The sequence below is a fragment of the Streptomyces sp. enrichment culture genome (assembly GCF_964273255.1).
Classification (GTDB): domain Bacteria; phylum Actinomycetota; class Actinomycetes; order Streptomycetales; family Streptomycetaceae; genus Streptomyces.
On the sequence record NZ_OZ186835.1, the window covers coordinates 6,260,835 to 6,283,556 of the forward strand.

At 74.9% G+C, this 22,722-nt stretch carries 21 protein-coding genes; 9 read left to right on the forward strand and 12 right to left on the reverse strand.

All coding sequences use genetic code 11. The features are described 5' to 3' along the window. Positions 1–86 precede the first annotated feature (86 nt). The 3 genes from ACSU53_RS27350 to ACSU53_RS27360 form a co-directional block, all read right to left on the reverse strand. Entirely contained in the window at positions 87–1,112 is a 1,026-nt protein-coding gene (locus ACSU53_RS27350) for a 6-phosphofructokinase (protein ID WP_437031967.1), read from the reverse strand. 200 nt (positions 1,113–1,312) lie between these two features. Further along, complete coding sequence (locus ACSU53_RS27355) at positions 1,313–2,041, reverse strand: type 1 glutamine amidotransferase (RefSeq protein WP_437031969.1); 729 nt, start codon at positions 2,039–2,041, stop codon at positions 1,313–1,315. A gap of 48 nt (positions 2,042–2,089) precedes the next feature. Further along, positions 2,090–3,328, reverse strand: coding sequence for a MurT ligase domain-containing protein (locus ACSU53_RS27360; RefSeq protein ID WP_437031971.1), 1,239 nt, complete (start codon positions 3,326–3,328; stop codon positions 2,090–2,092). Positions 3,329–3,474: 146 nt separating this feature from the next. On the opposite strand from ACSU53_RS27360, the gene def reads away from it, so the two are divergent. Then, on the forward strand, positions 3,475–4,017 hold the full coding sequence (gene def / locus ACSU53_RS27365) for a peptide deformylase (protein WP_437031972.1): 543 nt from the start codon (positions 3,475–3,477) through the stop codon (positions 4,015–4,017). Between the two features lie 4 nt (positions 4,018–4,021). Here def and ACSU53_RS27370 read toward each other — a convergent pair whose 3' ends face one another. Beyond that, on the reverse strand, positions 4,022–4,663 hold the full coding sequence (locus ACSU53_RS27370) for a TetR family transcriptional regulator (RefSeq protein ID WP_437031974.1): 642 nt from the start codon (positions 4,661–4,663) through the stop codon (positions 4,022–4,024). A 170-nt stretch (positions 4,664–4,833) separates the two neighbouring features. On the opposite strand from ACSU53_RS27370, the gene ACSU53_RS27375 reads away from it, so the two are divergent. Beyond that, positions 4,834–6,060, forward strand: coding sequence for an acyl-CoA dehydrogenase family protein (locus tag ACSU53_RS27375; RefSeq protein ID WP_437031976.1), 1,227 nt, complete (start codon positions 4,834–4,836; stop codon positions 6,058–6,060). A gap of 79 nt (positions 6,061–6,139) precedes the next feature. On the opposite strand, the gene ACSU53_RS27380 is transcribed toward ACSU53_RS27375, so the two are convergent. The 5 genes from ACSU53_RS27380 to ACSU53_RS27400 form a co-directional block, all read right to left on the reverse strand. Further along, on the reverse strand, positions 6,140–6,370 hold the full coding sequence (locus tag ACSU53_RS27380) for a DUF6213 family protein (protein WP_362099182.1): 231 nt from the start codon (positions 6,368–6,370) through the stop codon (positions 6,140–6,142). A 25-nt stretch (positions 6,371–6,395) separates the two neighbouring features. After that, positions 6,396–7,781: an NADP-dependent succinic semialdehyde dehydrogenase gene (locus ACSU53_RS27385; RefSeq protein ID WP_437031978.1), complete on the reverse strand. Its 1,386-nt coding sequence runs from the start codon at positions 7,779–7,781 to the stop codon at positions 6,396–6,398. A 76-nt stretch (positions 7,782–7,857) separates the two neighbouring features. Then, positions 7,858–8,322: an NUDIX domain-containing protein gene (locus ACSU53_RS27390; RefSeq protein WP_437031980.1), complete on the reverse strand. Its 465-nt coding sequence runs from the start codon at positions 8,320–8,322 to the stop codon at positions 7,858–7,860. Further along, the gene (locus ACSU53_RS27395) at positions 8,319–9,857 is read right to left on the reverse strand and encodes an ATP-dependent DNA ligase (RefSeq protein WP_437031982.1); all 1,539 of its coding nucleotides are present in this window, start codon (positions 9,855–9,857) and stop codon (positions 8,319–8,321) included. The genes ACSU53_RS27390 and ACSU53_RS27395 overlap by 4 nt, the downstream gene beginning before the upstream one ends. A 194-nt stretch (positions 9,858–10,051) precedes the next feature. Then, entirely contained in the window at positions 10,052–11,008 is a 957-nt protein-coding gene (locus ACSU53_RS27400; protein ID WP_437031984.1) for an NAD(P)/FAD-dependent oxidoreductase, read from the reverse strand. A 78-nt stretch (positions 11,009–11,086) separates the two neighbouring features. On the opposite strand from ACSU53_RS27400, the gene ACSU53_RS27405 reads away from it, so the two are divergent. From ACSU53_RS27405 to ACSU53_RS27430, 6 genes are all read left to right on the forward strand, one after another. Then, positions 11,087–11,659: a helix-turn-helix domain-containing protein gene (locus ACSU53_RS27405; protein ID WP_437031986.1), complete on the forward strand. Its 573-nt coding sequence runs from the start codon at positions 11,087–11,089 to the stop codon at positions 11,657–11,659. 115 nt (positions 11,660–11,774) lie between these two features. Beyond that, positions 11,775–12,755, forward strand: a complete 981-nt coding sequence (locus ACSU53_RS27410) for an NADPH:quinone oxidoreductase family protein (RefSeq protein ID WP_437031987.1) — start codon at positions 11,775–11,777, stop codon at positions 12,753–12,755. Further along, entirely contained in the window at positions 12,752–13,963 is a 1,212-nt protein-coding gene (locus ACSU53_RS27415) for an acyl-CoA dehydrogenase family protein (protein WP_437031989.1), read from the forward strand. The genes ACSU53_RS27410 and ACSU53_RS27415 overlap by 4 nt, the downstream gene beginning before the upstream one ends. Beyond that, positions 13,960–15,033: an acyl-CoA dehydrogenase family protein gene (locus ACSU53_RS27420; protein ID WP_437031991.1), complete on the forward strand. Its 1,074-nt coding sequence runs from the start codon at positions 13,960–13,962 to the stop codon at positions 15,031–15,033. The genes ACSU53_RS27415 and ACSU53_RS27420 overlap by 4 nt, the downstream gene beginning before the upstream one ends. 432 nt (positions 15,034–15,465) lie before the next feature. Further along, complete coding sequence (locus ACSU53_RS27425; RefSeq protein ID WP_437031993.1) at positions 15,466–16,329, forward strand: phosphatidylinositol-specific phospholipase C/glycerophosphodiester phosphodiesterase family protein; 864 nt, start codon at positions 15,466–15,468, stop codon at positions 16,327–16,329. A gap of 103 nt (positions 16,330–16,432) precedes the next feature. Then, a complete protein-coding gene (locus ACSU53_RS27430) occupies positions 16,433–16,627 on the forward strand; it encodes a hypothetical protein (RefSeq protein ID WP_164333472.1) in 195 nt (64 codons plus the stop codon). 33 nt (positions 16,628–16,660) lie between these two features. Here ACSU53_RS27430 and ACSU53_RS27435 read toward each other — a convergent pair whose 3' ends face one another. From ACSU53_RS27435 to xylB, 3 genes are all read right to left on the reverse strand, one after another. Further along, on the reverse strand, positions 16,661–17,902 hold the full coding sequence (locus ACSU53_RS27435; RefSeq protein ID WP_437031995.1) for a phosphodiester glycosidase family protein: 1,242 nt from the start codon (positions 17,900–17,902) through the stop codon (positions 16,661–16,663). Positions 17,903–18,106: 204 nt separating this feature from the next. After that, entirely contained in the window at positions 18,107–19,318 is a 1,212-nt protein-coding gene (locus ACSU53_RS27440; protein ID WP_437031997.1) for an ROK family protein, read from the reverse strand. Between the two features lie 237 nt (positions 19,319–19,555). Then, positions 19,556–21,007 carry a xylulokinase gene (gene xylB / locus ACSU53_RS27445; RefSeq protein WP_437031999.1) on the reverse strand — a complete coding sequence of 484 codons (1,452 nt, stop codon included), beginning with the start codon at positions 21,005–21,007 and terminating at the stop codon, positions 19,556–19,558. Positions 21,008–21,131: 124 nt separating this feature from the next. Here xylB and xylA point away from each other — a divergent pair, with 124 nt between their 5' ends. Continuing rightward, positions 21,132–22,298 carry a xylose isomerase gene (gene xylA, locus ACSU53_RS27450; protein WP_437032000.1) on the forward strand — a complete coding sequence of 389 codons (1,167 nt, stop codon included), beginning with the start codon at positions 21,132–21,134 and terminating at the stop codon, positions 22,296–22,298. The last annotated feature ends 424 nt before the right edge of the window (positions 22,299–22,722 follow it).

Genomic DNA, 22,722 nt, shown 5'->3' on the forward strand with positions numbered 1-22,722 from the left:
TTGTGCGCTGTCTGTCCGGACCCAGACTAGAACCGCCCCCGGCCGCGGCTGCGACCGGGGGCGGCTTCAGCGACCGCGCGGCGCGGCTACAGCACGCACTGCGACTCGGCGTACCGCTCGCCGGGCACGGTCTTGAGCGTCTCCACGGCCTCGGCCAGCGGCACCGTCACGATGTCCGTCCCGCGCAGCGCGGTCATGTGTCCGAACTCACCGCGGTGCACGGCCTCCACGGCGTGCCAGCCGAACCGGGTGGCCAGCACCCGGTCGTACGCCGTCGGCGTGCCGCCCCGCTGGACGTGGCCGAGGATCACCGGCCGGGCCTCCTTGCCGAGGCGCGACTCCAGCTCGAGGGAGAGCTGGCGCGCGATCCCCGCGAACCGCTCGTGGCCGTAGACGTCCTTGCCGCCCTCGTCGAAGTCCATCGTCCCGGGGCGGGGCTTGGCGCCCTCGGCGGCCACCACGATGGCGAACCGCTTGCCGGCCGAGAACCGCGCCCCGACCTTCGCGGTCAGCTCGTCGATGTCGAACGGCCGCTCGGGCACCACGATCGCGTGGGCGCCGGCCGCCATGCCGGAGTGCAGCGCGATCCAGCCGGTGTGACGGCCCATGACCTCCACGATCAGCACCCGCTGGTGGGACTCGGCGGTGGTCTTCAGCCGGTCCAGGGCCTCGGTGGCCACGCCGACGGCCGTGTCGAAACCGAAGGTGACGTCCGTGCCGGCGATGTCGTTGTCGATGGTCTTCGGCACGCCCACTATCGGCAGGCCGTTGTCCGACAGCAGCCGGGCGGCCTTCAGGGTGCCCTCGCCGCCGATCGGGATGATCGCGTCGAGGCCGAGCTCCTCGACGTGGCCGCGGGCCCGCTCCACGCCGTCCCGCAGGTGCTCCGGGCGGACGCGGGAGGAGCCGAGGATGGTGCCGCCGCGGGCGAGGATGCCGCCGACGGCGTCGAGGTCCAGCTTGAGGTAGTCGCACTCCAGGAGGCCCTTCCAGCCGTCCCGGAAACCGATGACCTCGTCGCCGTGGTCGACGACGGCGCGGTGCACGACCGACCGGATGACGGCGTTCAGTCCGGGGCAGTCACCGCCGGACGTGAGGACACCAATGCGCATAGCCCGAAACAACCTTCTCGAGTGGGCCGGGACCGGACCGCGCTGTCCGGTTCGATCCCCGCCACCCTAGCCCCACCTGGGGGCGGGGCCGTAGCACGCGTCCGCCTGCTGGACGACCCCGCTCACCTGTGCGGACCAGCCGTCAGACGGGCCCCTCCCGGCGGGCCCGGAGCGGGTGCGGGCGGGCGCACGGCGTGCCCCTACGCGGGCTGCTGCGCGGCGGCGATGCGCTCGTTGCGCAGGGCCTCGTACCAGCGGTCGTCGGTCGGCGGCAGCGCGTTGACGTCGAGCGCCAGCTTCAGCAGCAGGTCCGCGATCTGCGGGTTGCGGGCCAGCACCGGGCCGTGCATGTAGGTGCCGAACACCGTGTCGTTGAACGCGCCCTCGGTGCCGTCCCCGGTGCCGTTGCCGTTGCCGAAGCGCACCTGGGCGAGCGGGCGGGCCGTGGGGCCCAGGTGGGTGACGCCCTGGTGGTTCTCGAAGCCGGTCAGCGGGGGCAGGCCCAGCTGCGGGTTGATGTCCGCCAGCACGTCCCCGACGCACCGCTCGCCCTCGCCGCGCACCGACACCACGTCCAGCAGCCCGAGGCCGGGCTCGCGCTGGCCGAGGTCGTTGATGAACTCGTGGCCGAGGATCTGGTAGCCGGCGCACACCGAGAAGACGATGGCGCCGTTCTCCACCGCCCGGTGCAGTCCGCCGTCCCGGCGCAGCCGCTCCGCGGCGAGCCGCTGCGGACGGTCCTCGCCGCCGCCGATCAGGTAGATGTCGCCGGAGGTCGGGATCGGCTGGTCGCTGCGCACGTCGAGCCGGGCCACGTCGAGCCCGCGCTGCCGGGCCCGGCGCTCCACCACCAGCACGTTGCCCTGGTCGCCGTAGGTGCTGAGCAGGTCGGGGTAGATCCAGACGACCCGCAGACTGTTGTCGCTCATGAAGTCACTGTCCTTGTGAGTACGTCGTGCGTCGGGGGTGCCGGGACGTCAGTTGCCGACGCGACGGCGCAGGTCCTGGAAGGCGGTGTAGTTGGCGATGACCTCGATCCGGCCGGGCGGGCACTGCCGGACCGCCTCGTCGAGGTTCTCGCACACCTGGAACTGCTGGTCGGCGACCTCCAGGCGCACCGCGAGGTCCAGCTTCCGGTCGCCGACCACGCAGATCGGGTGGCCGGTCAGCCGGGTGTAGTCCACGTCCCACAGCCAGGAGGTGTCGGTGCCGTCCGCGGAGCGCGCGTTGACGGAGAGGATCACCGGGGTGGGCGGCGGGTCGATGAGCGAGAACGTCTCCAGCCAGCCCGCGGGGTTCTTGGCGAGCAGCAGCCGCAGGTCGCGCCCCTGGAACTGGACGACGTCGTAGCGTCCGGCCACGGCCTGCACCTGGTACATGCGCTCCAGGGCGACCTGCGGCGGCACGCCGAACACGGCGGCGACGGCCGCGGAGCTCGCCGCGTTGGCCTTGTTGGCCCGGCCGGGCAGCTGCAGGTGGATGGGCCACGCGGAGCCGTGCGGGTCGAGGACGTGGTCGCCGGACAGGGCCCAGCTCGGGGTGGGGCGGCGGAAGCCGCACTCGCCGCAGAACCAGTCGTCGCCGGGGCGCTGCATCACACCGCCGCAGGACGGGCAGGACCAGGCGTCGTCCTTCCACATCTGGCCGGCGGCGACCCAGATCACGTTGGGGGAGGAGGACGCGGCCCACACCACCAGCGGGTCGTCGGCGTTGGCGACGATCACGGCCTTGGAGCCGGCCAGGCCCTCGCGCCAGTTCTCCGCGAGCATCCGGGTCTCGGCGGCGCGGTCGAGCTGGTCGCGGGAGAGGTTGAGCAGCGCGATGCACTTGGGGTCGGTGGCCTGGGCGACGCCGACGAGGTACTTCTCGTCGACCTCTATGACGCCGAAGCGGGACTCCGCGCCGGCCGCCAGGGCCGAGGTGATGCCCGCCGGCATGTTGGCGCCGAGGGCGTTGGAGACGACCGGGCCGGCCGCCTTGAGCGCCTCGGCGATGAGCCGGGTGGTGGTGGTCTTGCCGTTGGTCGCCGAGACGAGGGTCACGTCCAGGTGCTGGGCGAGCCGGGCCAGGAGGTCGGGGTCGAGTTTCAGTGCCACCCGGCCACCGATCACCGAACCGCTGCCCCGCCCGGCGGCGCGCGATGCGGCCGCGACCGCCTTGCCGGCGGTCACGGCCAGCTTGGCCCGCGGCGTGAGCGGGTCCGAGTTGCCTGCCATCAGTTCTCGATCCTCCTTGCGTACGCGCCGCGCCGGTGGGGACGGCCACGTGGTGTGGGCCTCAGCCTATCGAGATCGCTCCGCACTCCAGAACGGCGGCACCGCCGTGGGGCGGGCGTTGCCGCAAGGACCGTACCCTTGCCGCCATGCGACACGGTTCCATCCCCGGCGTCCGCGGACGTGTGCGGCCCCTGACCCTGCTCGGCGACCCGGTGCTGCACGCCCCGTGCCGCGAGGTCACCGACTTCGGTCCCGAACTGGCCCGCCTGGTGGAGGACTTGTTCGCCACGATGTACGCCGCCCACGGGGTGGGCCTGGCCGCGAACCAGATCGGCGAACCGCTGCGGGTCTTCGTCTACGACTGTCCCGACGACGAGGACGTCCGGCACCTGGGGCACGTGGTGAACCCGCGCCTGGTCGAGACGGACGGCGTGGTGCTGCGCGGACCGGAGGGGTGTCTGTCCCTGCCGGGCCTGGAGGCGGGCACCGAGCGCCACGACCACGCGGTCGTCGAGGGGTTCACGGTGACCGGCGAGCCGGTCACCGTCCACGGCACCGGGTTCTTCGCCCGCTGCCTCCAGCACGAGTGCGACCACCTGGACGGCCGGGTCTACGCCGACCGCCTGACGGGGTGGCGCCGGCGCCGGCTGCTGCGGCGGGCCGCGCGGGCGCCCTGGAGCGGTGGCTGAACCGTCAGAAGCCGGGTCCGCCGACCCGGTCGCCCGCGGCCGCCAGCCGGCCCCACAGCAGGTCCGCCAGTCCGGCGACCAACTCGGCTCGGGTGCAGGGGCGTTCGCCGAGCCACCAGTCGCCGGCCGCGTGCATCATGCCGACGATGCCGTGGCCCCAGACGCGGGCCAGCTGGTGGGTGGCCGGTCCGAGGTCGAGGCGTTCCTCGATGACCTGGGCGAGCTCCTCGCCCATCCGGCGCAGCAGCGGCGCGGAGTGCTTGCCGACGTCGAAGCCCTGCTCGCTCGGCGTGCCTTCCGCCGGGTGCATCAGGAAGCGGTACACCTGGGGGCGCAGCTCGATGGCCGCGAGGTAGGTGTCCAGGGTGGCCTCCACCCGCGCGCGGCGGTCGGCGGGGGCGTCCAGTGCGGCCCGCAGCGAGTCCAGCAGCGCGTCGGTGTGCCGTTTGGCCAGGGCCGCGTACAGTCCTCCCTTGTCGCCGAAGTGGCGGTACAGGATCGGCTTGGTGATGCCGGCCTCGGCGGCGATGGCGTTCATGGAGGCTCCGGGGCCGTCGCGCAGCACCACCCGGTCGGCGGCCTCCAGCAGCTCGCGCCGGCGGCGGTCGGCGGACCGCTGCTGGTCGGTCCGCTGTGTGGTGTCCATGTGCTCTCCCCACCCGTGCTGATTCGGTGACGCCTGCGCAAACTAGCACTGACGCCGTCCGGGCCCTGGAACGGGATGCGGGCGGCCCCGGGAGTTGACTTTCCCTACCGACCGGTAACAGACTGCGGTTACCGCAAGTAACATGCACGTGTGCCGCCGCTGGAGGAGTCATGGCCGAGTTCACCATGGAGCTCAACGACGAACAGAAGGAGGTGCGGGACTGGCTGCACGGCTTCGCCGCCGACGTCATCCGCCCCGCCGCCGCCGAATGGGACGAGCGTGAGGAGACTCCCTGGCCGGTCATCCAGGAGGCCGCCAAGGTCGGCATCTACTCCCTGGACTTCTATGCCCAGCAGTACTTCGACGCAACCGGCCTCGGCATCCCCATGGCGATGGAGGAGCTGTTCTGGGGTGACGCGGGCATCGCCCTGTCGATCGTCGGCACCGGCCTCGCCGCCGTCGGCGTCCTCGCCAACGGCACCGAGGAGCAGATCGGCACCTGGATCCCCCAGATGTACGGCGACGCGAGCGACGTCAAGGTGGCCGCGTTCTGCTCCTCCGAGCCCGATGCCGGCTCCGACGTCGCCTCCATGCGCACCCGCGCGGTCTACGACGAGGCCAAGGACGAGTGGGTGCTCAACGGCACCAAGACCTGGGCCACCAACGGCGGCATCGCCAACGTCCACGTCGTGGTCGCGGTCGTCGACCCGGACCTCGGCTCCAAGGGCCACGCCTCCTTCATCATCCCGCCGGGCACCCCGGGCCTCACCCAGGGCCAGAAGTTCAAGAAGCACGGCATCCGCGCCTCGCACACCGCCGAGGTCGTCCTGGACGGCGTGCGCGTCCCCGGCTCCTGCCTGCTGGGCGGCAAGGAGAAGCTCGACGAGCGCCTGGCCCGCGCCCGGGAGAAGGCGAAGCAGGGCGGCGAGCGCGTGAAGAACGCCGCCATGGCCACCTTCGAGGCGTCCCGCCCCGCCGTCGGCGCCATGGCGGTGGGCACCGCCCGCGCGGCCTACGAGGTCGCCCTGGAGTACGCCACCACGCGGGAGCAGTTCGGCCGCCCGATCATCGACAACCAGGGCGTCGCCTTCCAGCTCGCCGACATGCGCACCCAGATCGACGCCGCCCGGCTGCTGGTGTGGCGCGCCTCCTGGATGGCCGTCAACGGCAAGCCGTTCACGGCCGCGGAGGGCTCCATGTCCAAGCTGTTCGCCAGCGAGACGGCCAAGAAGGTCACCGCCCAGGCGATCCAGATCCTCGGCGGCAACGGCTACACCCGGGAGTACCCGGTGGAGCGGATGCACCGCGACGCCGCGATCTACACCATCTTCGAGGGCACGAGCGAGATCCAGCGCCTGGTGATCGCCCGCACCCTGTCGGGCATGCCCATCCGCTGACCCGGAGCCGGACGCGCGACGGCCCGGCGGTGCGAGCAGCACCGCCGGGCCGTCGCGCGGGTACGGCCGTGAGGGCCGGTCAGGTCCCGCTGCTGTGCGCGATGCAGGCCACGTCGATGCGGTCGGCCAGCTTGGCCAGCTCGATGGTGAGCGCCGCCACCGTGTCCTCGTCCAGGTCCTGCTCACCGCTCTCCACCAGGCGCAGCCACCGTCCGCCCACCGTGCGCAGCAGCTTGCTGACGTCGGATGCGGCCACCTGCAGGGTCCCGCTGTCGTCGACGATCAGAGGCAGGGTCACTTCGCGGTTCACAGACCGGATCGTAGCGGCGGAAGCGTCACGCACCGTGCCACACCGTGGTGATGTTGCAGAACTCGCGGATTCCGTGCCCGGACAGCTCACGCCCGTAGCCGGAGCGCTTCACCCCGCCGAACGGGAGGGCGGGATGGGACGCGGTCATCCCGTTCACGAACACCCCGCCCGCCTCCAGGTCCCGGACGAACCGGTCCACCTCGTCCTCGTCCCGCGTCCACACGTTCGAACTGAGGCCGAACGGCGAGTCGTTGGCGATCAGCACGGCCTCGTCCAGGTCCGCCGCGCGGTACAGGGTGGCGACCGGGCCGAACGCCTCCTCGCGGTGGACGCGCATCTCCCGCGTGACGCCCGCCAGCACCGTCGGCGGGTAGAACCAGCCGGGCCCGTCGGGCCGCTCGCCGCCGCACAAGACCGTGGCTCCGGAACGCACCGCGTCGTCCACCAGCTCCTCCAGGTCCGCCCGCCCCTGCTCACTGGCCAGCGGCCCGACGTCCGTGCCGTCGTCCATCGGGTCGCCCACCGTCAGCGCCCTCATCCCCGCGGTGAAACGCTCCGCGAACGCCTCGTAGACGTCCGCGTGCACGATGAACCGCTTGGCGGCGATGCAGGACTGCCCGTTGTTCTGCACCCGGGCCGTCACCGCGACCTCCGCGGCCCGGTCCAGGTCGGCGGACGGCATGACGACGAACGGGTCACTGCCGCCCAGCTCCAGCACCGTTTTCTTGATCATCTCTCCGGCGGTGGAGGCCACCGCCCGCCCGGCCGGCTCGCTGCCGGTGAGGGTGGCGGCCCGCACCCGCTCGTCCCGCAGCACGTCGTCGACCGCGGCCGACCCGATGAGCAGCGTCTGGAAGGTCCCCTCGGTGAAACCGGCCCGGTGGAACAGGTCCTCCAGGTACAGCGCGGTCTGCGGCACGTTCGAGGCGTGCTTGAGCAGGCCCACGTTCCCGGCCATCAGCGCGGGCGCGGCGAACCGGACCACCTGCCACAGCGGGAAGTTCCACGGCATCACCGCCAGCACCGGACCCAGCGGCCGGTACCGAACCAGCGCCCGGGAGGCCCCGGAGTCCTTCACATCCCCGGCGTCCGGCTCCTCGTCGGCGAGGAGGTCCGCCGCGCGGTCGGCGTACCAGCGCATGGCCTTGGCGCACTTGGCGGCCTCGGCGCGCGCCTGCCGGACCGGCTTGCCCATCTCGGTGGTCAGCATCCGCGCGACGTCGTCGCGGTCCTCGTCCAGGAGGTCGGCGGCGTGCCGCAGCAGCCGGGCCCGCTCGTCGAAGGAGGTCGTCCGGTAGGTGCGGAAGGTGGCCTCCGCGAGCTGCAGGCGCCGCTCGATCTCCTCCTCGCCCATGGCCCGGTACGTCTTGAGCGTCTCGCCGTTCGCCGGATTCACCGTTGCGATGGGCATGGCTGGCCTCCCTGGGGACGGGCTTCGCGTATCGACCTTCCCGCGCACCGGTGGGCCGCGCAACGCGGGAGGGCTCTCAGGGCGAGTGCTCCGCCAGGCGGTCGAGAAACGCCGCCTGCGCGGAGACGATCACCGCACGGGCGCGCTCCAGGGTCAGCCACGCCACCCGGTCCAGCTCGGGGAACTCGCGCATCCGCCCCGACTTCGGCGGCCACTCCATGGTGAACGTCCCGGGCACCACCGCCGCCGGGTCCAGGTCGGCCTCCACCGCCCACACGGTGACCGTCTTGCCCCCGGACTGCCGCACCTCGCCCAGCGGCAGCGCCTCCCCGTCCGGCGGCGCCACCCCCAGCTCCTCCTCGAACTCCCGGCGGGCGGCCTCCCAGGCCGGCTCGTCCGGGGCGTACTCGCCCTTGGGCACCGTCCACGCCCCGGCGTCCCGGCGCGCGAAGTACGGGCCGCCCATGTGCCCGAGCAGCACCTCCACCTCCGGGCCGGTGCGCCGGAACAGCAGCAGGCCGGCGCTGCGGACGCCGCTCACGGCCGTACCCCCGGGTGCGCCGCCAGCAGCGCCTCCACGGTGTCCGCCTCCTCCGGGCGCTTGTCCTCGCGGTAGCGGACCACCCGCGCGAAGCGCAGGGTCACCCCGGCCGGGTAGCGGGTGGAGCGCTGGAGGCCGTCGTAGGCGATCTCCACCACCAGCTCGGGCCGGACGGTGACGACGTGCCCGCTCTCCCCGACGGCCAGCTCGCGCAGCCGCTCCGTCTGCCACACCAGCATGGCGTCGGTCATGCCCTTGAAGGTCTTGCCGAGCATCGCGAAGCCGCCGTCGGCCGTGCGGGCCCCCAGGTGCAGGTTGGACAGTCTGCCGGTGCGGCGGCCGTGCCCCCACTCGGCGGCCAGCACCACGAGGTCGAGCGTGTGCACCGGCTTCACCTTCAGCCACGAGGCGCCGCGCCGCCCCGCGCTGTACGGCGCGTCGAGCGCCTTGACGACCACGCCCTCGTGGCCGCGCGCGAGGGTCCCGGTGAGGAACTCCTCGGCCCGGGCCGTGTCCTCGGGGCCGGCCACCAGGGTGCGCCGGACCCGCATCGGTTCCGGGACGAGCCGGGCCAGCTCCGCGTGCCGGTCCGTCAGCGGCAGGTCGAGCAGGTCCCGCCCGTCGACGGACAGCACGTCGAAGAAGACGGGGGAGACCGGAACTTCCCGGGCGGCCGCCGTCACGTCGGTCCGGGAGCCGACCCGGCCGGCGGTCTCCTGGAACGAACGGGGGCGGCCGTCCGCGTCGAAGGAGATGACCTCCCCGTCCAGGATGAACCGCTCACCCCGCAGCTCCCGGGCCGCCGCGGTCACCTCGGGCAGCCGGCCGGTGATGTCGTCGAGGGTGCGGGTGTGCACCCGGACCGTGTCGCCGTCGCGGTGCACCTGGACGCGGATGCCGTCCAGCTTCTCCTCGACCGCACAGGCCCCCAGCTTGGCGACCGCCTCCGCGACCGAGGAGGCGCTGTGGGCCAGCATCGGCTGCACGGGCCGCCCGACGGTGAGCCGGAACGCCGTCAGGGCCTCGGGACCGTCCGCCAGCAGGGCCTCGGCGACCGTCTGCAGGGAGCCCGCGAGCATCACCGCCCGCCGTACGTCCGGTGCGGGCGCCCCGGTGGCCCGCGCCAGCCCTTCCGCGGCGACCGCGTCCAGGGCGCCCTGGCGCACCTCGCCGGTGAGCAGCCCGGTCAGGAACCGCTGTTCGTCGGCGGTGGCGGCGCCCAGCAGCGCGCCGACCAGCCGGACCCGCTCGGCCTGCGACCCGGGGCCGGACACCGCGGCGAGCCGGGTGAGCGCCGCGTCCACGTCCCGCACGGTCAGGGTGGGTTCGCCGGCCGGGTCGACCGGGGTGGCGAGGACCTTCCAGCCGACGCCGATCCTCCCCTGCGGCAGACGGCCCGCCAGGTAGGGGATGACGACCGGCACGTCGTCCGTTTCCGCCTCCCGGAACAGTTCGGCGAGCAGGTCGATCTTCCGGGACCGCGCCGACGTGGCGGCGACCTCCCGGGACACGTGGGCCAGCCGGGTCAGAAGCATGCAGCCATGGTGCTACGCGGGCCCGCGCCGCACACCCGCACCGGGCAGGAAAGTACGGGGTGGTGCGCGGGGCGCGGGCGCGGGGCCCGGGTGCCGATGGCCCGCGCTGGGCGGCCCCGGCGGGCGTGCGTCCCCGCGTGGGCCGGCGCCGAGGACGGCGGCCGACGCGCCCGGCAGCCGGTCACCCGCCCCCGCTACGGCGTGACGGCGGCGTCCAGGTCCTCCATGAGGAGGTCGCCGACGATCGCCGCCGCCGCGCGGTAGCCGCCGCTCGCCGCGTGGATCACCTGCTCGGAGAAGCCGATCGCGTTGCCCGCCGCCCACACGCCGGGCACCGACGTCAGCCCCGTCGGGTCGACCGCCGGGTACGCGCCGAACGGGGTCTCCTCCAGTTCGGCCCCCAGCCGCTCCAGCAGTCCCGTCTGCGGCAGCGGGCGCGGGCCGACGAAGAGCACCTCGCGCGCGTGCACGGAGCCGTCGGCGAGCCGGACGCCGGTGAGCCGGTCGTCCTCGACCACCAGTCCGGCGACCTCGCCCGGCACCACGTCGACCCCGGTGGCGGCCAGGCGGCGCAGGTCCTCGTCGGACAGGTCCGCCTCCGCGACGGTGTGCAGGAAGAACGTCACGTCCTTCGACCACCGCGAGACCAGCAGCGCCTGGTGCACGCTCGCCGGGCTGGACGCCAGCACGCCGAAGGGGCGGTCCCGGACCTCCCAGCCGTGACAGAAGGGGCAGTGCAGCACGTCCCGGCCGAACCGCTCGGCGACTCCGGCGACGTCCGGCAGCTCGTCCTTCAGTCCCGTCGCGACGACCAGCCGCCGGGCCCGGGCGGTGCCTCCGCCGGCCAGGGCGACGGTGAAGCCGTCGTCCCGGGTCACGTCCGTCACCCGGTCCTCGGCCAGTTCGACGCCGTAGCGGGCGATCTCCTCGCGGCCGACGGCCAGGAAGTCGGCCGGGGCCATGCCGTCGCGGGAGAGGTACCCCTGCATGTGGGACGACGGCGCGTTGCGCGGTTCGCCGGCGTCCACCACCAGGGTGCGCAGCCGGGCCCGGCCCAGCACCAGCGCGGCGGACAGGCCGGCCGCGCCGCCCCCGACGACGATCACGTCGTGGCTCGTGTGTGCGTGTGTCTCGGTCATGGTCTCGGTCATGGTGACCACCTCCAGGGCCGACCTTCCGCCGATCCTGCGGGATTGACAAACAACTTTGCCGATTCTGCAATGGATTCCATGAGTACGGACGAAGTTCTCGCGGATGTGGGTCCCAGGCTGCGGCGGATCCGGAAGGACCGGGAGGTGACGCTCGCCGCGCTGTCGGAGGCGACGGGCATCTCGGTCAGCACCCTTTCCCGCCTGGAGTCGGGCCTGCGCAGACCCAGTCTGGAACTGCTCCTGCCGATCGCGCAGGCCCACCAGGTGCCACTGGACGAACTGGTCGGCGCGCCACCGGTGGGCGACCCGCGGGTGCGGTCACGGCCCATCGTGTGGGGCGGGCGCACCCACTGGCCGCTCACCCGTCAGCCCGGCGGTCTCCAGGCCTACAAGGTGCTGGAGCCGCAGCGGAGGCTGGAGCCGGAGCCGCGCACCCACGAGGGCTACGAGTGGCTGTACGTGCTGTCCGGCCGGCTGCGGCTGGTGCTCGGCGAGCACGACGTGGTGCTGACGGCGGGAGAGGCGGCCGAGTTCGACACCCGGGTGCCGCACTGGTTCGGCTCGACGGGGGAGGGGCCGGTGGAGTTCCTCAGCCTGTTCGGTCCGCAGGGCGAGCGGATGCACGTCAGGGCCCGTCCGAAGGGCACCTGACCGGCGGGAACGGTGTCCGCGCGGCACCGGACGGTTCCCACCCGGCAAGCGACCGCTTAGTATGCGGTGGACCCGGTCAGGGGAACACGACGACGCACCCCCGTGGAGGCTCCGTATGCAGGCATGGCAAGTACACGAGCTGGGCGAGCCGGGCGAGGTGATGCGCCTGACGGACACGGCGATACCGACGCCCGGGGACGGCCAGGTGCTGCTGAAGGTCCGCGCCGCGAACATCAACTTCCCCGACGCGCTGATGTGCCGGGGCCTCTACCAGGTCCGGCCGCCGCTGCCGTTCACCCCGGGCGTGGAGATCTGCGGCGAGACCGAGGACGGCCGCCGCGTGCTCGCCACCCCGGCCCTGCCGCACGGCGGCTTCGCCGAGTACGCCCTCGCGGACGCCGCCGCGCTGCTGCCCGCCCCCGACGCCCTGGACGACGCCGAGTCCGCCGCCCTGCACATCGGCTACCAGACCGGGTGGTTCGGCCTGCACCGCCGGGCCGGTCTGGAGGCCGGGGAGACCCTGCTGGTGCACGCCGCGGCCGGCGGCGTCGGCAGCGCCGCCGTGCAGCTCGGCAAGGCCGCCGGCGCCACCGTCATCGGCGTGGTCGGCGGCCCGGAGAAGGCCGAGGCCGCGCGCGGGCTCGGCTGCGACGTCGTCATCGACCGGCGGGAACAGGACGTCATCGCCGCCGTCAAGGACGCCACCGGCGGCCGCGGCGCCGACGTGATCTACGACCCGGTCGGCGGCCATGCCTACACCCAGTCCACCAAGGTCGTCGCCTTCGAGGGCCGGATCGTCGTCGTCGGCTTCGCCAGCGGCACGATCCCCAGCCCGGGCCTGAACCACGCCCTGGTGAAGAACTACTCCATCCTCGGCCTGCACTGGGGCCTGTACAACACCCGGAACCCCAAGCTGGTCCAGCACTGCCACGAGCAGCTCACCGACCTGGCCGCCCGGGGCGCCATCAAGCCCCTCGTGAGCGAGCGCGTCCCCCTCGACGGGGCCGCGGCCGCCGTGCAGCGGGTCGCCGACGGCGTCACCACCGGACGGGTCGCCGTGCTGCCCTCGTCCTCGCCGGAAGGAGCAGCGGTATGACCGACGCCGCCGGACTGCGCCGCCGCGCCCGGGACTTCCTGGCCGCGCACCCGCCCGCCCGCCTCCCGGCCGGCGACACGGAGGCGGGCGCCGCCGCCCGCCTCGACTTCCTCCGCGCCCGCTTCGACGCCGGACTGGCCTGGGTGCACTACCCCGAGGGCCTCGGCGGACTCGGCGCCCCTCGCGCCCTCCAGGCCGTCGTCGACGCCGAACTGGAGGCCGCCGGGGCGCCCGACAACGACCCCCGGCGCATCGGCATCGGCCTCGGCATGGCCGCGCCGACCATCCTCCAGTACGGCACCGACGAGCAGAAGCGCCGCTTCCTGCGCCCCCTGTGGACCGGCGAGGAGGTGTGGTGCCAGCTGTTCAGCGAGCCGGGCGCCGGCTCCGACCTGGCCGCCCTCGGCACCCGCGCCGTCCGCGAGGGCGACACCTGGGTCGTCAACGGGCAGAAGGTGTGGACGTCCAGCGCCCACCTGGCCCGCTGGGCCATCCTCATCGCCCGCACCGACCCGGACGTGCCCAAGCACCGCGGCATCACCTACTTCCTCTGCGACATGACCGACCCCGGCGTGGAGGTCCGGCCGCTGCGCCAGATCACCGGCGAGGCCGAGTTCAACGAGGTCTTCCTGACCGGCGTCCGCATCCCCGATGCCCACCGCCTGGGGGAGACCGGGGACGGCTGGCGGGTCGCCCAGACCACCCTGAACAACGAGCGCGTCGCCATCGGCGGCATGCGGCTGCCCCGGGAGGGCGGCATGATCGGCCCGGTCGCGCGCACCTGGCGCGAACGGCCCGGCCTGCGCACCCATGACCTGCACCAGCGGCTGCTCACCCTCTGGGTCGACGCCGAGGTCGCCCGGCTCACCGGCGAACGCCTGCGCCAGCAGCTCGCCGCCGGCCAGCCCGGCCCCGAGGGCGCCGGCATGAAGCTCAACTTCGCCCGCCTCAACCAGGAGATCAGCGGCCTGGAAGTGGAACTGCTCGGCGAGGAGGGCCTGTTGTACGACGACTGGACCATGCGCCGCCCCGAGCACGTCGACTTCACCGGACGGGGGCCCGGCTACCGCTACCTGCGGGCCAAGGGCAACAGCATCGAGGGCGGGACCAGCGAGGTCCTGCTGAACATCGTCGCCGAGCGCGTCCTGGGCCTGCCGCCCGAGCCGCGCACCGACAAGGACGTCGCCTGGAAGGACCTGGCCCGATGAGCGACCTGCTGTACACGCAGGAGGAGGAGGCGCTGCGCGCCGCCGTCCGCGGCCTGCTCACCGACCGCTGCGACCCGGCGGACGTCATCGCCCGCACCGAGTCGGCCGTCCCGCACGACCCCGCCCTCTGGAAGGCCCTCGCCCAGGACATCGGCCTGGCCGGCCTGCTCATACCCGAGGAACTGGACGGCCAGGGCGCCACGCACCGCGAAGCCGCCGTCGTCCTGGAGGAGCTGGGGCGGGCCGTCGCACCGGTGCCGTACCTGACCAGCGCCGTCGTCGCCACCGAGGCCCTGCTGGAGTGCGGGGACGGCGACCTGCTGAGGCAGCTGGCCTCCGCCACCGTGACCGGCGTGCTCGCCGTCGCCCTGAACGTCCCGCCCGGCGGCAGCCACCGCACCGTGCGCGCCGCGGAGGGCCGGCTCACCGGCGAGATCACCGGGGTCGCGGACGCCTCGGCGGCCGACGTGCTCCTGGTGCCGGCCGACGACGGCGGCCTGTACGCCGTCGAAGCCGCCGCCGCGACCGTCACCCCCCGGGTCTCCCTCGACCCGACCCGGCCGGTGGCCACGGTCGTCCTGGACGGTGCGCCGGGCCGCCGCCTCGGCGACGCCGGCCCCGCCGTGCGCCGCGCCCTGCGCGCCGGGGCCGGACTGCTCGCCTCCGAGCAGCTGGGCCTCGCCGACGGAGCCCTGACCGACACGGTGCGGTACCTCAAGGAACGCACGCAGTTCAACCGCCCGGTCGGCGGATTCCAGGCGCTCAAGCACCGGCTGGCCCAGCTGTGGCTGGAGGTGGCCGGCCTCCGCGCCGCCGCCCGCAACGCCGCCGACGCCCTGGCGACCGGGGAGGACACCGACGTGGCGGTCGCCGTCGCCCAGGCGTACGCCGCGCCGGCGGCCGTGCGCGCGGCCGAGGAGGCGCTGCAGCTGCACGGGGGCATCGGCATGACCTGGGAGCACCCGGTGCACCTGCGTCTGAAGCGCGCCAAGGCCGACGCGCTCGCCCTCGGCACGGCGGGCGCCCACCGGGAGACCCTGGCCGGGCTGGTGGACCTGCCGGCACCCTGACCGGCCGCCGTCCGGCCGTCGGCGCGTCCGGCCGTCGGCGCGTCCGGCCGGCCGCGCGTCCGGCCGTCCGCGCGTCGGGCCGGACGCCCCGGCGCACGGACCGGGCCCGCCCCTCGTCGGGGGGCGGGCCCGCCCCGTGCGCCGACGCCCGGTCCGTGCGCCGAGGAGGGGTGCCCCCGCCGCGGGTGTCCGGCCCGCGTGTCCGGCCGGTGGGTGTCCGCACGGGCGCGGACAGGTGAGCGACGTCCTGCGGCCCGCCCGGCCCGCCCGTCCGTCGGGCATCCCGCCTCCCCGCCTGCCTGCCCCCGGCGCGGCCCGCACAGGTGAACGCACCGGGGCCGTTCGGCCAACTCCTGTTCCGCACCTGCCTCCTGACGCCCTGTGGGCCCCATACTCGCCGGGTCCGGTACGGAACTCCCCGGGAGGCGGAGCATGCACCTCACCACCCGTCGCAGAGCCCTCACCACCCTCGGCGCGGCCGTCACCGCCGGTGTCGCCCTGCCGGCCGGCCGGGCGCTGGCCGGTGAACACCCGCGCCGCCCGCGCCCCCTGTGGCGTGCCCACGCCCACAACGACTACGCACACCCGCGCCCTCTGTTCGACGCCCTCGACCACCGCTTCGGCAGTGTCGAGGCCGACGTCTTCCTCGTCGGCGGCCGCCTCCTCGTCGCCCACGACCCGGAGGACCTCGACCCGTCCCGCACCCTCGAATCCCTCTACCTCGAACCGCTCGCCGCCCGCGTCCGGGCCCACGGCGGATCCGTGTACCGGGGGCACCACAGGCCGTTCCAGCTCCTGATCGACCTGAAGACCGAGGGCGAGGCCACCTACCTCGCGCTGCACCGCCGACTGCGGCGCCACCGGCACCTGTTCACCACCTTCGCGCACGGCCGGGTCCTGCCCGGCCCGGTCACCGCCGTCGTGTCCGGCCACCGCGCGGCCCGGGAGCCCATGGCGGCCCAGCGGGTGCGGCACGCCTTCTACGACGGCCGGCTGAGCGACCTCGATGGCCGTGCGGCCGCCTCCTTCATCCCGCTCGTCAGCGACAACTGGAACCTGCACTTCACCTGGCAGGGCACCGGCCCCTTCCCGGCGGCCGAGCGGCGCAGGCTGCGCGCCGTGGTCCGCGCCGCGCACGCGGACGGCCGGCGGGTGCGGTTCTGGGCCACCCCGGACCTCCCGGGGCCCTCACGCGACGCGTTGTGGGGCGCCCTGGCCGACGCGGGCGTGGATCACCTCAACACCGACGACCTCGCGGGCCTGCAGTCCTTCCTCGACCACTACCGGCCCCGGTAGACACCACACGTTCGGCGGACACCTCAGCCGCCCGGACGAACCCTCCGCTACGCCACACTTGCGGCCGAACGCCGCGAAGCGGACGCGGCGGAGGAGGTTGACGATGGCCGTTTCCATCTCTGTGGTGCTGCTGCTGGCGGTCCTGGCGGTGATCTTCCTGCGCAACGGCGGCCTGAAGGTCTCCCACGCGCTGGTCTGTCTGCTGCTGGGGTTCTACCTGGCCGGCACGAACATCGCCCCGACGATCCACAGCGGGCTGACGGCCACCGCCGACATCGTGGGCAGCCTGCGGCCCTGACGCACGGGCCGCCCGGCTGCCGGCGGGCCGGTGTCAGCCTGTGGAGAACACCCCGATCCCGTTGGGCACCGGACGTTCGGCGCCCCCGGCGGGGTGGTTGAGCACGGAGACGGCGGACGCCCCGGGCGCACGGGCGACGAGCGTCGACGAACCGCCGCCGTCCAGGCTGAAGCCGTCGACGGCTCCCAGCTCCCGCAGGGCGGCGGCGAGTTCGGCGACGGTCAGCCCGGCACGGTACTCGGGCGCGCCGTCCAGCGCGAGCAGCAGCAGGCGCCGACCGCCGTCGGCGGTGCCCACGGCGGTCCGCACCGCCGAGGCGGTGTCGTCCAGCCCCGGCAGCGGCCGACCGCCCGCCAGCACCGGGTAACCCCCGACCGCCAGGCGGTACGGGACACGGCTCACCGCCGGGACCAGCCGGTGCCGGACCCGGACCGGGTCCCCGACGTCCAGCGCCCGCAGGCGGCGGGCCCCCTCCTCGCGCCCCAGCAGCACGGTGGTGCCCGGCGCGACCCGGCCGCTGCCGGGCGCGTCGGAGACGGACACCACGCGCCCGCCGCGCACCGTCACCTCGTGCGTGTCGGTGCTGCACGGGGCGGCCCGGTCGGTGTCCGTGCCGCAGGTGGCGCGCACCCGGGACGCGCCGCCCCACGCCTGCGTGAACGCCCCGACGGACCCCACGGGCAGCGCGTACTGGTTGAGCCCGCCGAGCGGCAGCCGGGCCGTAGGGGTGCGGACCGAACCGTCCAGGGTGAGCCGGTCCAGGCGGGCCCGCCGGTCCACGCCCACGCCGAACACGTCCTCGACCGTCGTGCCCGGCGGCAGCGCGGGGCCGAACCGCTGCCCGTCCGGGACCGCCGCCTTCAGCGCCCGTCCGTCCGCGATCGCCGGGCCCACGCTCGCGCCGGTGGCGGCGACCCCGGGGTGCTGGGTCTCGGTGATGTTGAAGAAGTCGCCGTTGACCCCGGCGACGGCGCCCCGCAGGTCCGCCATCAGCGACACGCGGGCCCGCGCGGCCACCGCGCCCGGGTGCAGCAGGCCGACGCGCACGCGCGGGTTCCGCAGGTCGACGGTCAGCAGGTGCGCGTGCGCCGTCCCGTGCGCGGCCGGCAGGTCGAACTCCCGGTAGGTGACGCCCGGCGCGACGCCGGCCGCCCCCGCCCGCAAGGCTTCGGCGGGCGGCGCCCCCGCCAGGCCCGCACCGGCCAGCAGCCCGAGGGCCGCGAGCACCGTGAGGACCGGTCTGCCCGCCCCGAACCGCCCGCCGCGAGGTGTCACCCGCACCGTCCCCCTGATGTCGCGTCAACTGTCGCAGGACATCGGGCAGTCCACCAGACGAGGGCACCCCGGCGGCGTCCGGGACACGAGATCGGCGCGACGGCGGTGGCAAAGACACCCGGGTGGAGGGCGCGTGCGAACGGGGGCGTCCGGCTGTCCGGCAGGCCGGGCGGCCGTCCGGCCCGTCCAGTTGTCGACGGATGGTCAGGCCGTCCGGGCGGCCACCCCCGCCGGGTCGTCCAGGACGGCCCGCACCACCGAGTGGGCCGCCCCGAGCAGGGGCCCCTTCGGGCCCAGCGGCGAGACGGTGACCGGGCAGACGGGCCCCGCCGTGCGCCCGGCCAGCTCCGCGCGCAGCGCGGGGAGCAGCCACGGGGCGAGTCCGGCGAGCGCCCCGCCCAGCACGACCGACTCGGGATCGAGCAGGTTCACGGCTCCGGTGAGCGCGATGCCGAGCGCCGTGCCCGCGTCGTGCAGCGCCTGCCGGACGGCGGCGTCGCCCCGCTCGGCCCGGCCGGCGAGCAGACCGACCCGGTCCTCGCCCGGGGCGAGACCGGCCGCGCGCAGCACCGCCTCCTCACCCGCGTACTGCTCCAGGCAGCCGCGCCCGCCGCAGGGGCACTGCGGCCCGTCCGGGTGGACGGGCACGTGGCCCAGCTCGCCCGCGAAGCCGCGGTTGCCGTGCAGCAGGCGGCCGTCCACGACGAGGGCGGCACCGATGCCGATCTCGGCGGACACGTGGAGGAAGTCGCGCGGGGTCCCCTCGCCGAGCCACAGCTCGGCGAGCGCGCCGAAGTTGGCCTCGTTGGCCACCGTGAGCGGCAACCGCTCCGGCAGCAGGGCGCCCAGGTCGGTGTCCTGCCAGCCCAGGTTCGGCGCCCGCACGACGGTGCGGGCGTCGCGCGCGACGAGACCCGGCACGGCCACGGCGAGCCCGGCCGGCCACAGGCCCTCGGCCTCGGCCCCGGCGACGACCCGGTCCAGCAGCCCGGTGAGTTCCCCGAGCACCTCCTCGGGGGAGCGGCCGCGGTTCGGCGCCTGCCGCACGGTGCGCGCCCGGACCTCTCCGCGCAGGTCGACCGCGCACACGGCCAGGTGGTCGACGCCGACCTCGGCACCGATCCCGGCGGGGCCCCGGCCGCTGACGGCGAGCGCCGACCCGGGACGGCCGACCCGGCCGGGCCGCTCCGGGCCCAGCTCGTCCAGGAGCCCGGAGCGGATCAGCTCGTCGACGAGGGTCGACACCGCGGCCCGGGTGAGACCGATGCGGGAGGCGACGGCGGCCCGGGACAGCGGCCCCTCGGCGCGCACGGTGTGCAGGACCCGGGAGAGGTTGCGGCGGCGCATGCCCTGCTGGGTGTCGGGCAGCGCGGCCCCGGGGCCGCCCGGGCGGGTCTCGTGCGGTGGTGCGGTCATGCCTGAGTCAGTCCTCGGTCGTGGCGCCGTCGCGCGCGGTGACGGGCGGGCGGCGGGGCGTGGCCCCGGTGGGTGCCGCCCGCGCGGGCCCGGCGGGCGACGGCGCGCGTGCGGTGCCGCCGCTCCCGCGGCACCCGTGCGGCGGGAGCGGCCGGCCCGGCGGGCCGGCCGGCGTGCCGCGGGCAGCGCGCCCGCGGCGGCCCGCCGCCGGACGACGGTCGCGGCGTGACGCGCCCGTCAGCCGGCCGGTGTCCCGGGGTTCGCGTCCAGGAGCGGGGCCGCGTCGGAGAGTACCCCGGAGATCCGGGCCAGCGTCTCCTCGTCCCGTCCCACCGGCTCCAGCACCGGCCCCGCCGCGGTGTTCCAGCGGCGGGCGACCGCGGCCGGGTCCTCCCCGGTGAGCAGGCCGGCCGCCTGCGCCGCCGCACCCAGGGCCACCAGCTCCCTGGCCTCCGGCACCTGCACCGGCCGCCCGGACAGCCGTCGCACCGTCTCCTGCCAGGCCCTGCCCCGGGCCCCGCCGCCGATCAGCAGCAGCGGCGCCGACGGGTCCGCGTCCTCCTCCAGCACCAGGTCGAGCGCGCCGAGCAGCGAGTGCACGGCACCGTCGTAGGCGGCCTGGAGCAGCTGCCCGCCGGTCGTGTCGTGCCGCAGGCCGTGCAGGAGCCCCGAGGCGTTCGGGAGGTTGGGGGTCCGCTCACCGTCCAGGAACGGCAGGAGCGTGACGCCCCGGCCGGGCTCCACGGCCTCCCGGTCCAGGTTCAGCAGGGCGGCGACCCGGTCGACGGCGAGCGTGCAGTTGAGGGTGCAGGCCAACGGCAGCCAGTCGCCCCGCGCGTCGGCGAAACCGGCGACCGTGCCGGTCGGGTCAGCCGTCCGCCGCCGCGAGACCGCGTACACCGTGCCCGAGGTGCCGAGGCTCATCACCGGAACCCCCGGGCGCACGCCGAGCCCCAGGGCGGCGGCCGCGTTGTCCCCGGTGCCGCACGCGACCAGGGTGCCCGTGGAGAACGGCAGGCCGTGGCCGTCACGCACGGTCCCGGCCACCTCGCCGGGCCGCACCACGCGGGGCAGCAGCGCCGGGTCCAGCCCCACGCGGGCCAGGATCTCCTCGTCGTACGCCTCGCTGCCGGAGGACCACCAGCCGGTGCCGGAGGCGTCGCCGCGGTCGGTCGTGCCCTGCCCGGTGAGCCGCTCGGTGAGGTAGTCGTGGGGCAGCCGCACGGCCCTGGTCGCCCGCACCGCCTCGGGCTCGTGCTCGGCGAGCCAGGCCCACTTGGTGACCGTGAAGGAGGCGGTGGGCACGCTGCCGGTGCGCTCCGCCCAGAACGCGGCGCCGCCCAGCTCCTCGGTGAGCCGCCGGGCCTGCGGAGCGGACCGCACGTCGTTCCACAGCAGTGCCGGGCGGATCGGCTCCCCATGGGCGTCGAGGGTGACCAGACCGTGCTGCTGGCCGCCGACGGACACCGCCGCGGCCTCGTGCGCGGGCTGCCCGCACTGGCTCAGTGCCTCGCCCAGGGCGTCCCACCACTGCCGCGGGTCGCTCTCCCGCCCGGCCCCCGTGGTGACCGTGTGCGGGGCCTGGCCGCTCGCCACGATCCTGCCGGTGGCCACGTCGACGACCAGCGCCTTCGTGGACTGCGTGGACGTGTCCACGCCGACGACGAGCGGACCCTCGGCTGCTGACATCGGTTACTCCCTTTTTCCGCGGCTCGGCGGGGTGACTCTTCCCAGAGATGCTCCCGCATACTAATTTGTAAACCGCCATGACGAAATAGTCTCGGCGTTGCCTCAGCGAGCAAGGAGCCGCGGTATGAACTACCAGCCCACCCCCGAGGACAGGTTCACCTTCGGCCTGTGGACCGTCGGCTGGCAGGGACGGGACCCCTTCGGTGACGCCACCCGGCGCGCCCTGGACCCCGCCGAGTCGGTACGGCGCCTGGCGGAACTGGGTGCCCACGGCGTCACCTTCCACGACGACGACCTGATCCCGTTCGGGGCGAGCGACAGCGAGCGGGAGGGGCACATCAAGCGCTTCCGGCAGGCGCTGGACGCCACCGGCATGAAGGTGCCGATGGCCACCACCAACCTCTTCACCCACCCGGTGTTCAAGGACGGCGCCTTCACCGCCAACGACCGGGACGTGCGCCGCTACGCGCTGCGCAAGACCATCCGCAACATCGACCTCGCGGCCGAACTCGGCGCACAGGTCTACGTCGCCTGGGGCGGCCGCGAGGGCGCCGAGTCGGGCGCCGCCAAGGACGTGCGGGCCGCCCTGGACCGCATGAAGGAGGCCTTCGACCTGCTCGCCGAGTACGTCACCGAGCAGGGCTACGACCTCCGCTTCGCCCTGGAGCCCAAGCCCAACGAGCCGCGCGGCGACATCCTCCTGCCCACCGTCGGCCACGCCCTGGCGTTCATCGAGAAGCTGGAGCGCCCGGAGCTGTTCGGCGTCAACCCGGAGGTCGGCCACGAGCAGATGGCCGGGCTGAACTTCCCGCACGGCATCGCCCAGGCGCTGTGGGCGGACAAGCTGTTCCACATCGACCTCAACGGCCAGTCCGGCATCAAGTACGACCAGGACCTCCGCTTCGGCGCGGGCGACCTGCGGGCCGCGTTCTGGCTGGTGGACCTGCTGGAGTCGGCCGGCTACAGCGGTCCGCGGCACTTCGACTTCAAGCCGCCGCGGACCGAGGACCTGGACGGCGTGTGGGCGTCCGCGGCCGGCTGCATGCGCAACTACCTCATCCTCAAGGAGCGCGCCGCCGCCTTCCGCGCCGACCCGGAGGTGCAGGAGGCGCTGCGCGCGTCCCGGCTGGACCAGCTGGCCGAGCCCACCGCCGCCGACGGGCTGCGGGCCCTGCTCGACGACCGGTCCGCGTTCGAGGACTTCGACCCCGAGGCGGCGGGCGCGCGCGGCATGGCGTTCGAGCGCCTCGACCAGCTGGCGATGGACCACCTGCTGGGCGCACGCGGCTGACCGGCGGGGGTGCCGCGCGGTCGCGCGCGGCACCCCGCCTCACGGGAAGCGTGCCGCGGGCCCCGCGTGGCCCCGCCCGGCAAGGGGGCGCGCGACTCGACCGGCGGCGCCCGCGCGCGTGCGTCCGGCGCGGGCGGGCCGGGCAGCCGGCGTGCGCGCCCCGAGTGCCCGTCAACTCCGTCCACGCCGCGCGAAACCCTCGCTCCGGGGCGTCGTGGAGGCGACGATGGCAGGTATGGCCATGCCTCCCGTACCTCCCCAGCCGCCCTCCGGGCCGCCGGACGACCCGCCCCCGCCCGGCGACGGCTTCGGGCCGCCTTCCCAGGGCGGGCCGCCGTCGTACGGCGGACCCCCTTCCTACGGCGGCCCGCCCTCCGGCGGCGGGGCCCCACCGCCCGGCCCGCCCGGTCCGCCCGGCCCTCCG

What these genes read in the sequence shown, in the direction of transcription:
- ACSU53_RS27350 (WP_437031967.1), bottom strand. Translation starts at nt 1,112, where the DNA reads ATGCGCATTGGTGTCCTCACGTCCGGCGGTGACTGCCCCGGACTGAAC.
- ACSU53_RS27355 (WP_437031969.1), bottom strand. Translation starts at nt 2,041, where the DNA reads ATGAGCGACAACAGTCTGCGGGTCGTCTGGATCTACCCCGACCTGCTC.
- ACSU53_RS27360 (WP_437031971.1), bottom strand. Translation starts at nt 3,328, where the DNA reads ATGGCAGGCAACTCGGACCCGCTCACGCCGCGGGCCAAGCTGGCCGTG.
- def (WP_437031972.1), top strand. Translation starts at nt 3,475, where the DNA reads ATGCGACACGGTTCCATCCCCGGCGTCCGCGGACGTGTGCGGCCCCTG.
- ACSU53_RS27370 (WP_437031974.1), bottom strand. Translation starts at nt 4,663, where the DNA reads ATGGACACCACACAGCGGACCGACCAGCAGCGGTCCGCCGACCGCCGC.
- ACSU53_RS27375 (WP_437031976.1), top strand. Translation starts at nt 4,834, where the DNA reads ATGGCCGAGTTCACCATGGAGCTCAACGACGAACAGAAGGAGGTGCGG.
- ACSU53_RS27385 (WP_437031978.1), bottom strand. Translation starts at nt 7,781, where the DNA reads ATGCCCATCGCAACGGTGAATCCGGCGAACGGCGAGACGCTCAAGACG.
- ACSU53_RS27395 (WP_437031982.1), bottom strand. Translation starts at nt 9,857, where the DNA reads ATGCTTCTGACCCGGCTGGCCCACGTGTCCCGGGAGGTCGCCGCCACG.
- ACSU53_RS27400 (WP_437031984.1), bottom strand. Translation starts at nt 11,008, where the DNA reads ATGACCGAGACCATGACCGAGACACACGCACACACGAGCCACGACGTG.
- ACSU53_RS27405 (WP_437031986.1), top strand. Translation starts at nt 11,087, where the DNA reads ATGAGTACGGACGAAGTTCTCGCGGATGTGGGTCCCAGGCTGCGGCGG.
- ACSU53_RS27410 (WP_437031987.1), top strand. Translation starts at nt 11,775, where the DNA reads ATGCAGGCATGGCAAGTACACGAGCTGGGCGAGCCGGGCGAGGTGATG.
- ACSU53_RS27415 (WP_437031989.1), top strand. Translation starts at nt 12,752, where the DNA reads ATGACCGACGCCGCCGGACTGCGCCGCCGCGCCCGGGACTTCCTGGCC.
- ACSU53_RS27420 (WP_437031991.1), top strand. Translation starts at nt 13,960, where the DNA reads ATGAGCGACCTGCTGTACACGCAGGAGGAGGAGGCGCTGCGCGCCGCC.
- ACSU53_RS27425 (WP_437031993.1), top strand. Translation starts at nt 15,466, where the DNA reads ATGCACCTCACCACCCGTCGCAGAGCCCTCACCACCCTCGGCGCGGCC.
- ACSU53_RS27430 (WP_164333472.1), top strand. Translation starts at nt 16,433, where the DNA reads ATGGCCGTTTCCATCTCTGTGGTGCTGCTGCTGGCGGTCCTGGCGGTG.
- ACSU53_RS27440 (WP_437031997.1), bottom strand. Translation starts at nt 19,318, where the DNA reads ATGACCGCACCACCGCACGAGACCCGCCCGGGCGGCCCCGGGGCCGCG.
- xylB (WP_437031999.1), bottom strand. Translation starts at nt 21,007, where the DNA reads ATGTCAGCAGCCGAGGGTCCGCTCGTCGTCGGCGTGGACACGTCCACG.
- xylA (WP_437032000.1), top strand. Translation starts at nt 21,132, where the DNA reads ATGAACTACCAGCCCACCCCCGAGGACAGGTTCACCTTCGGCCTGTGG.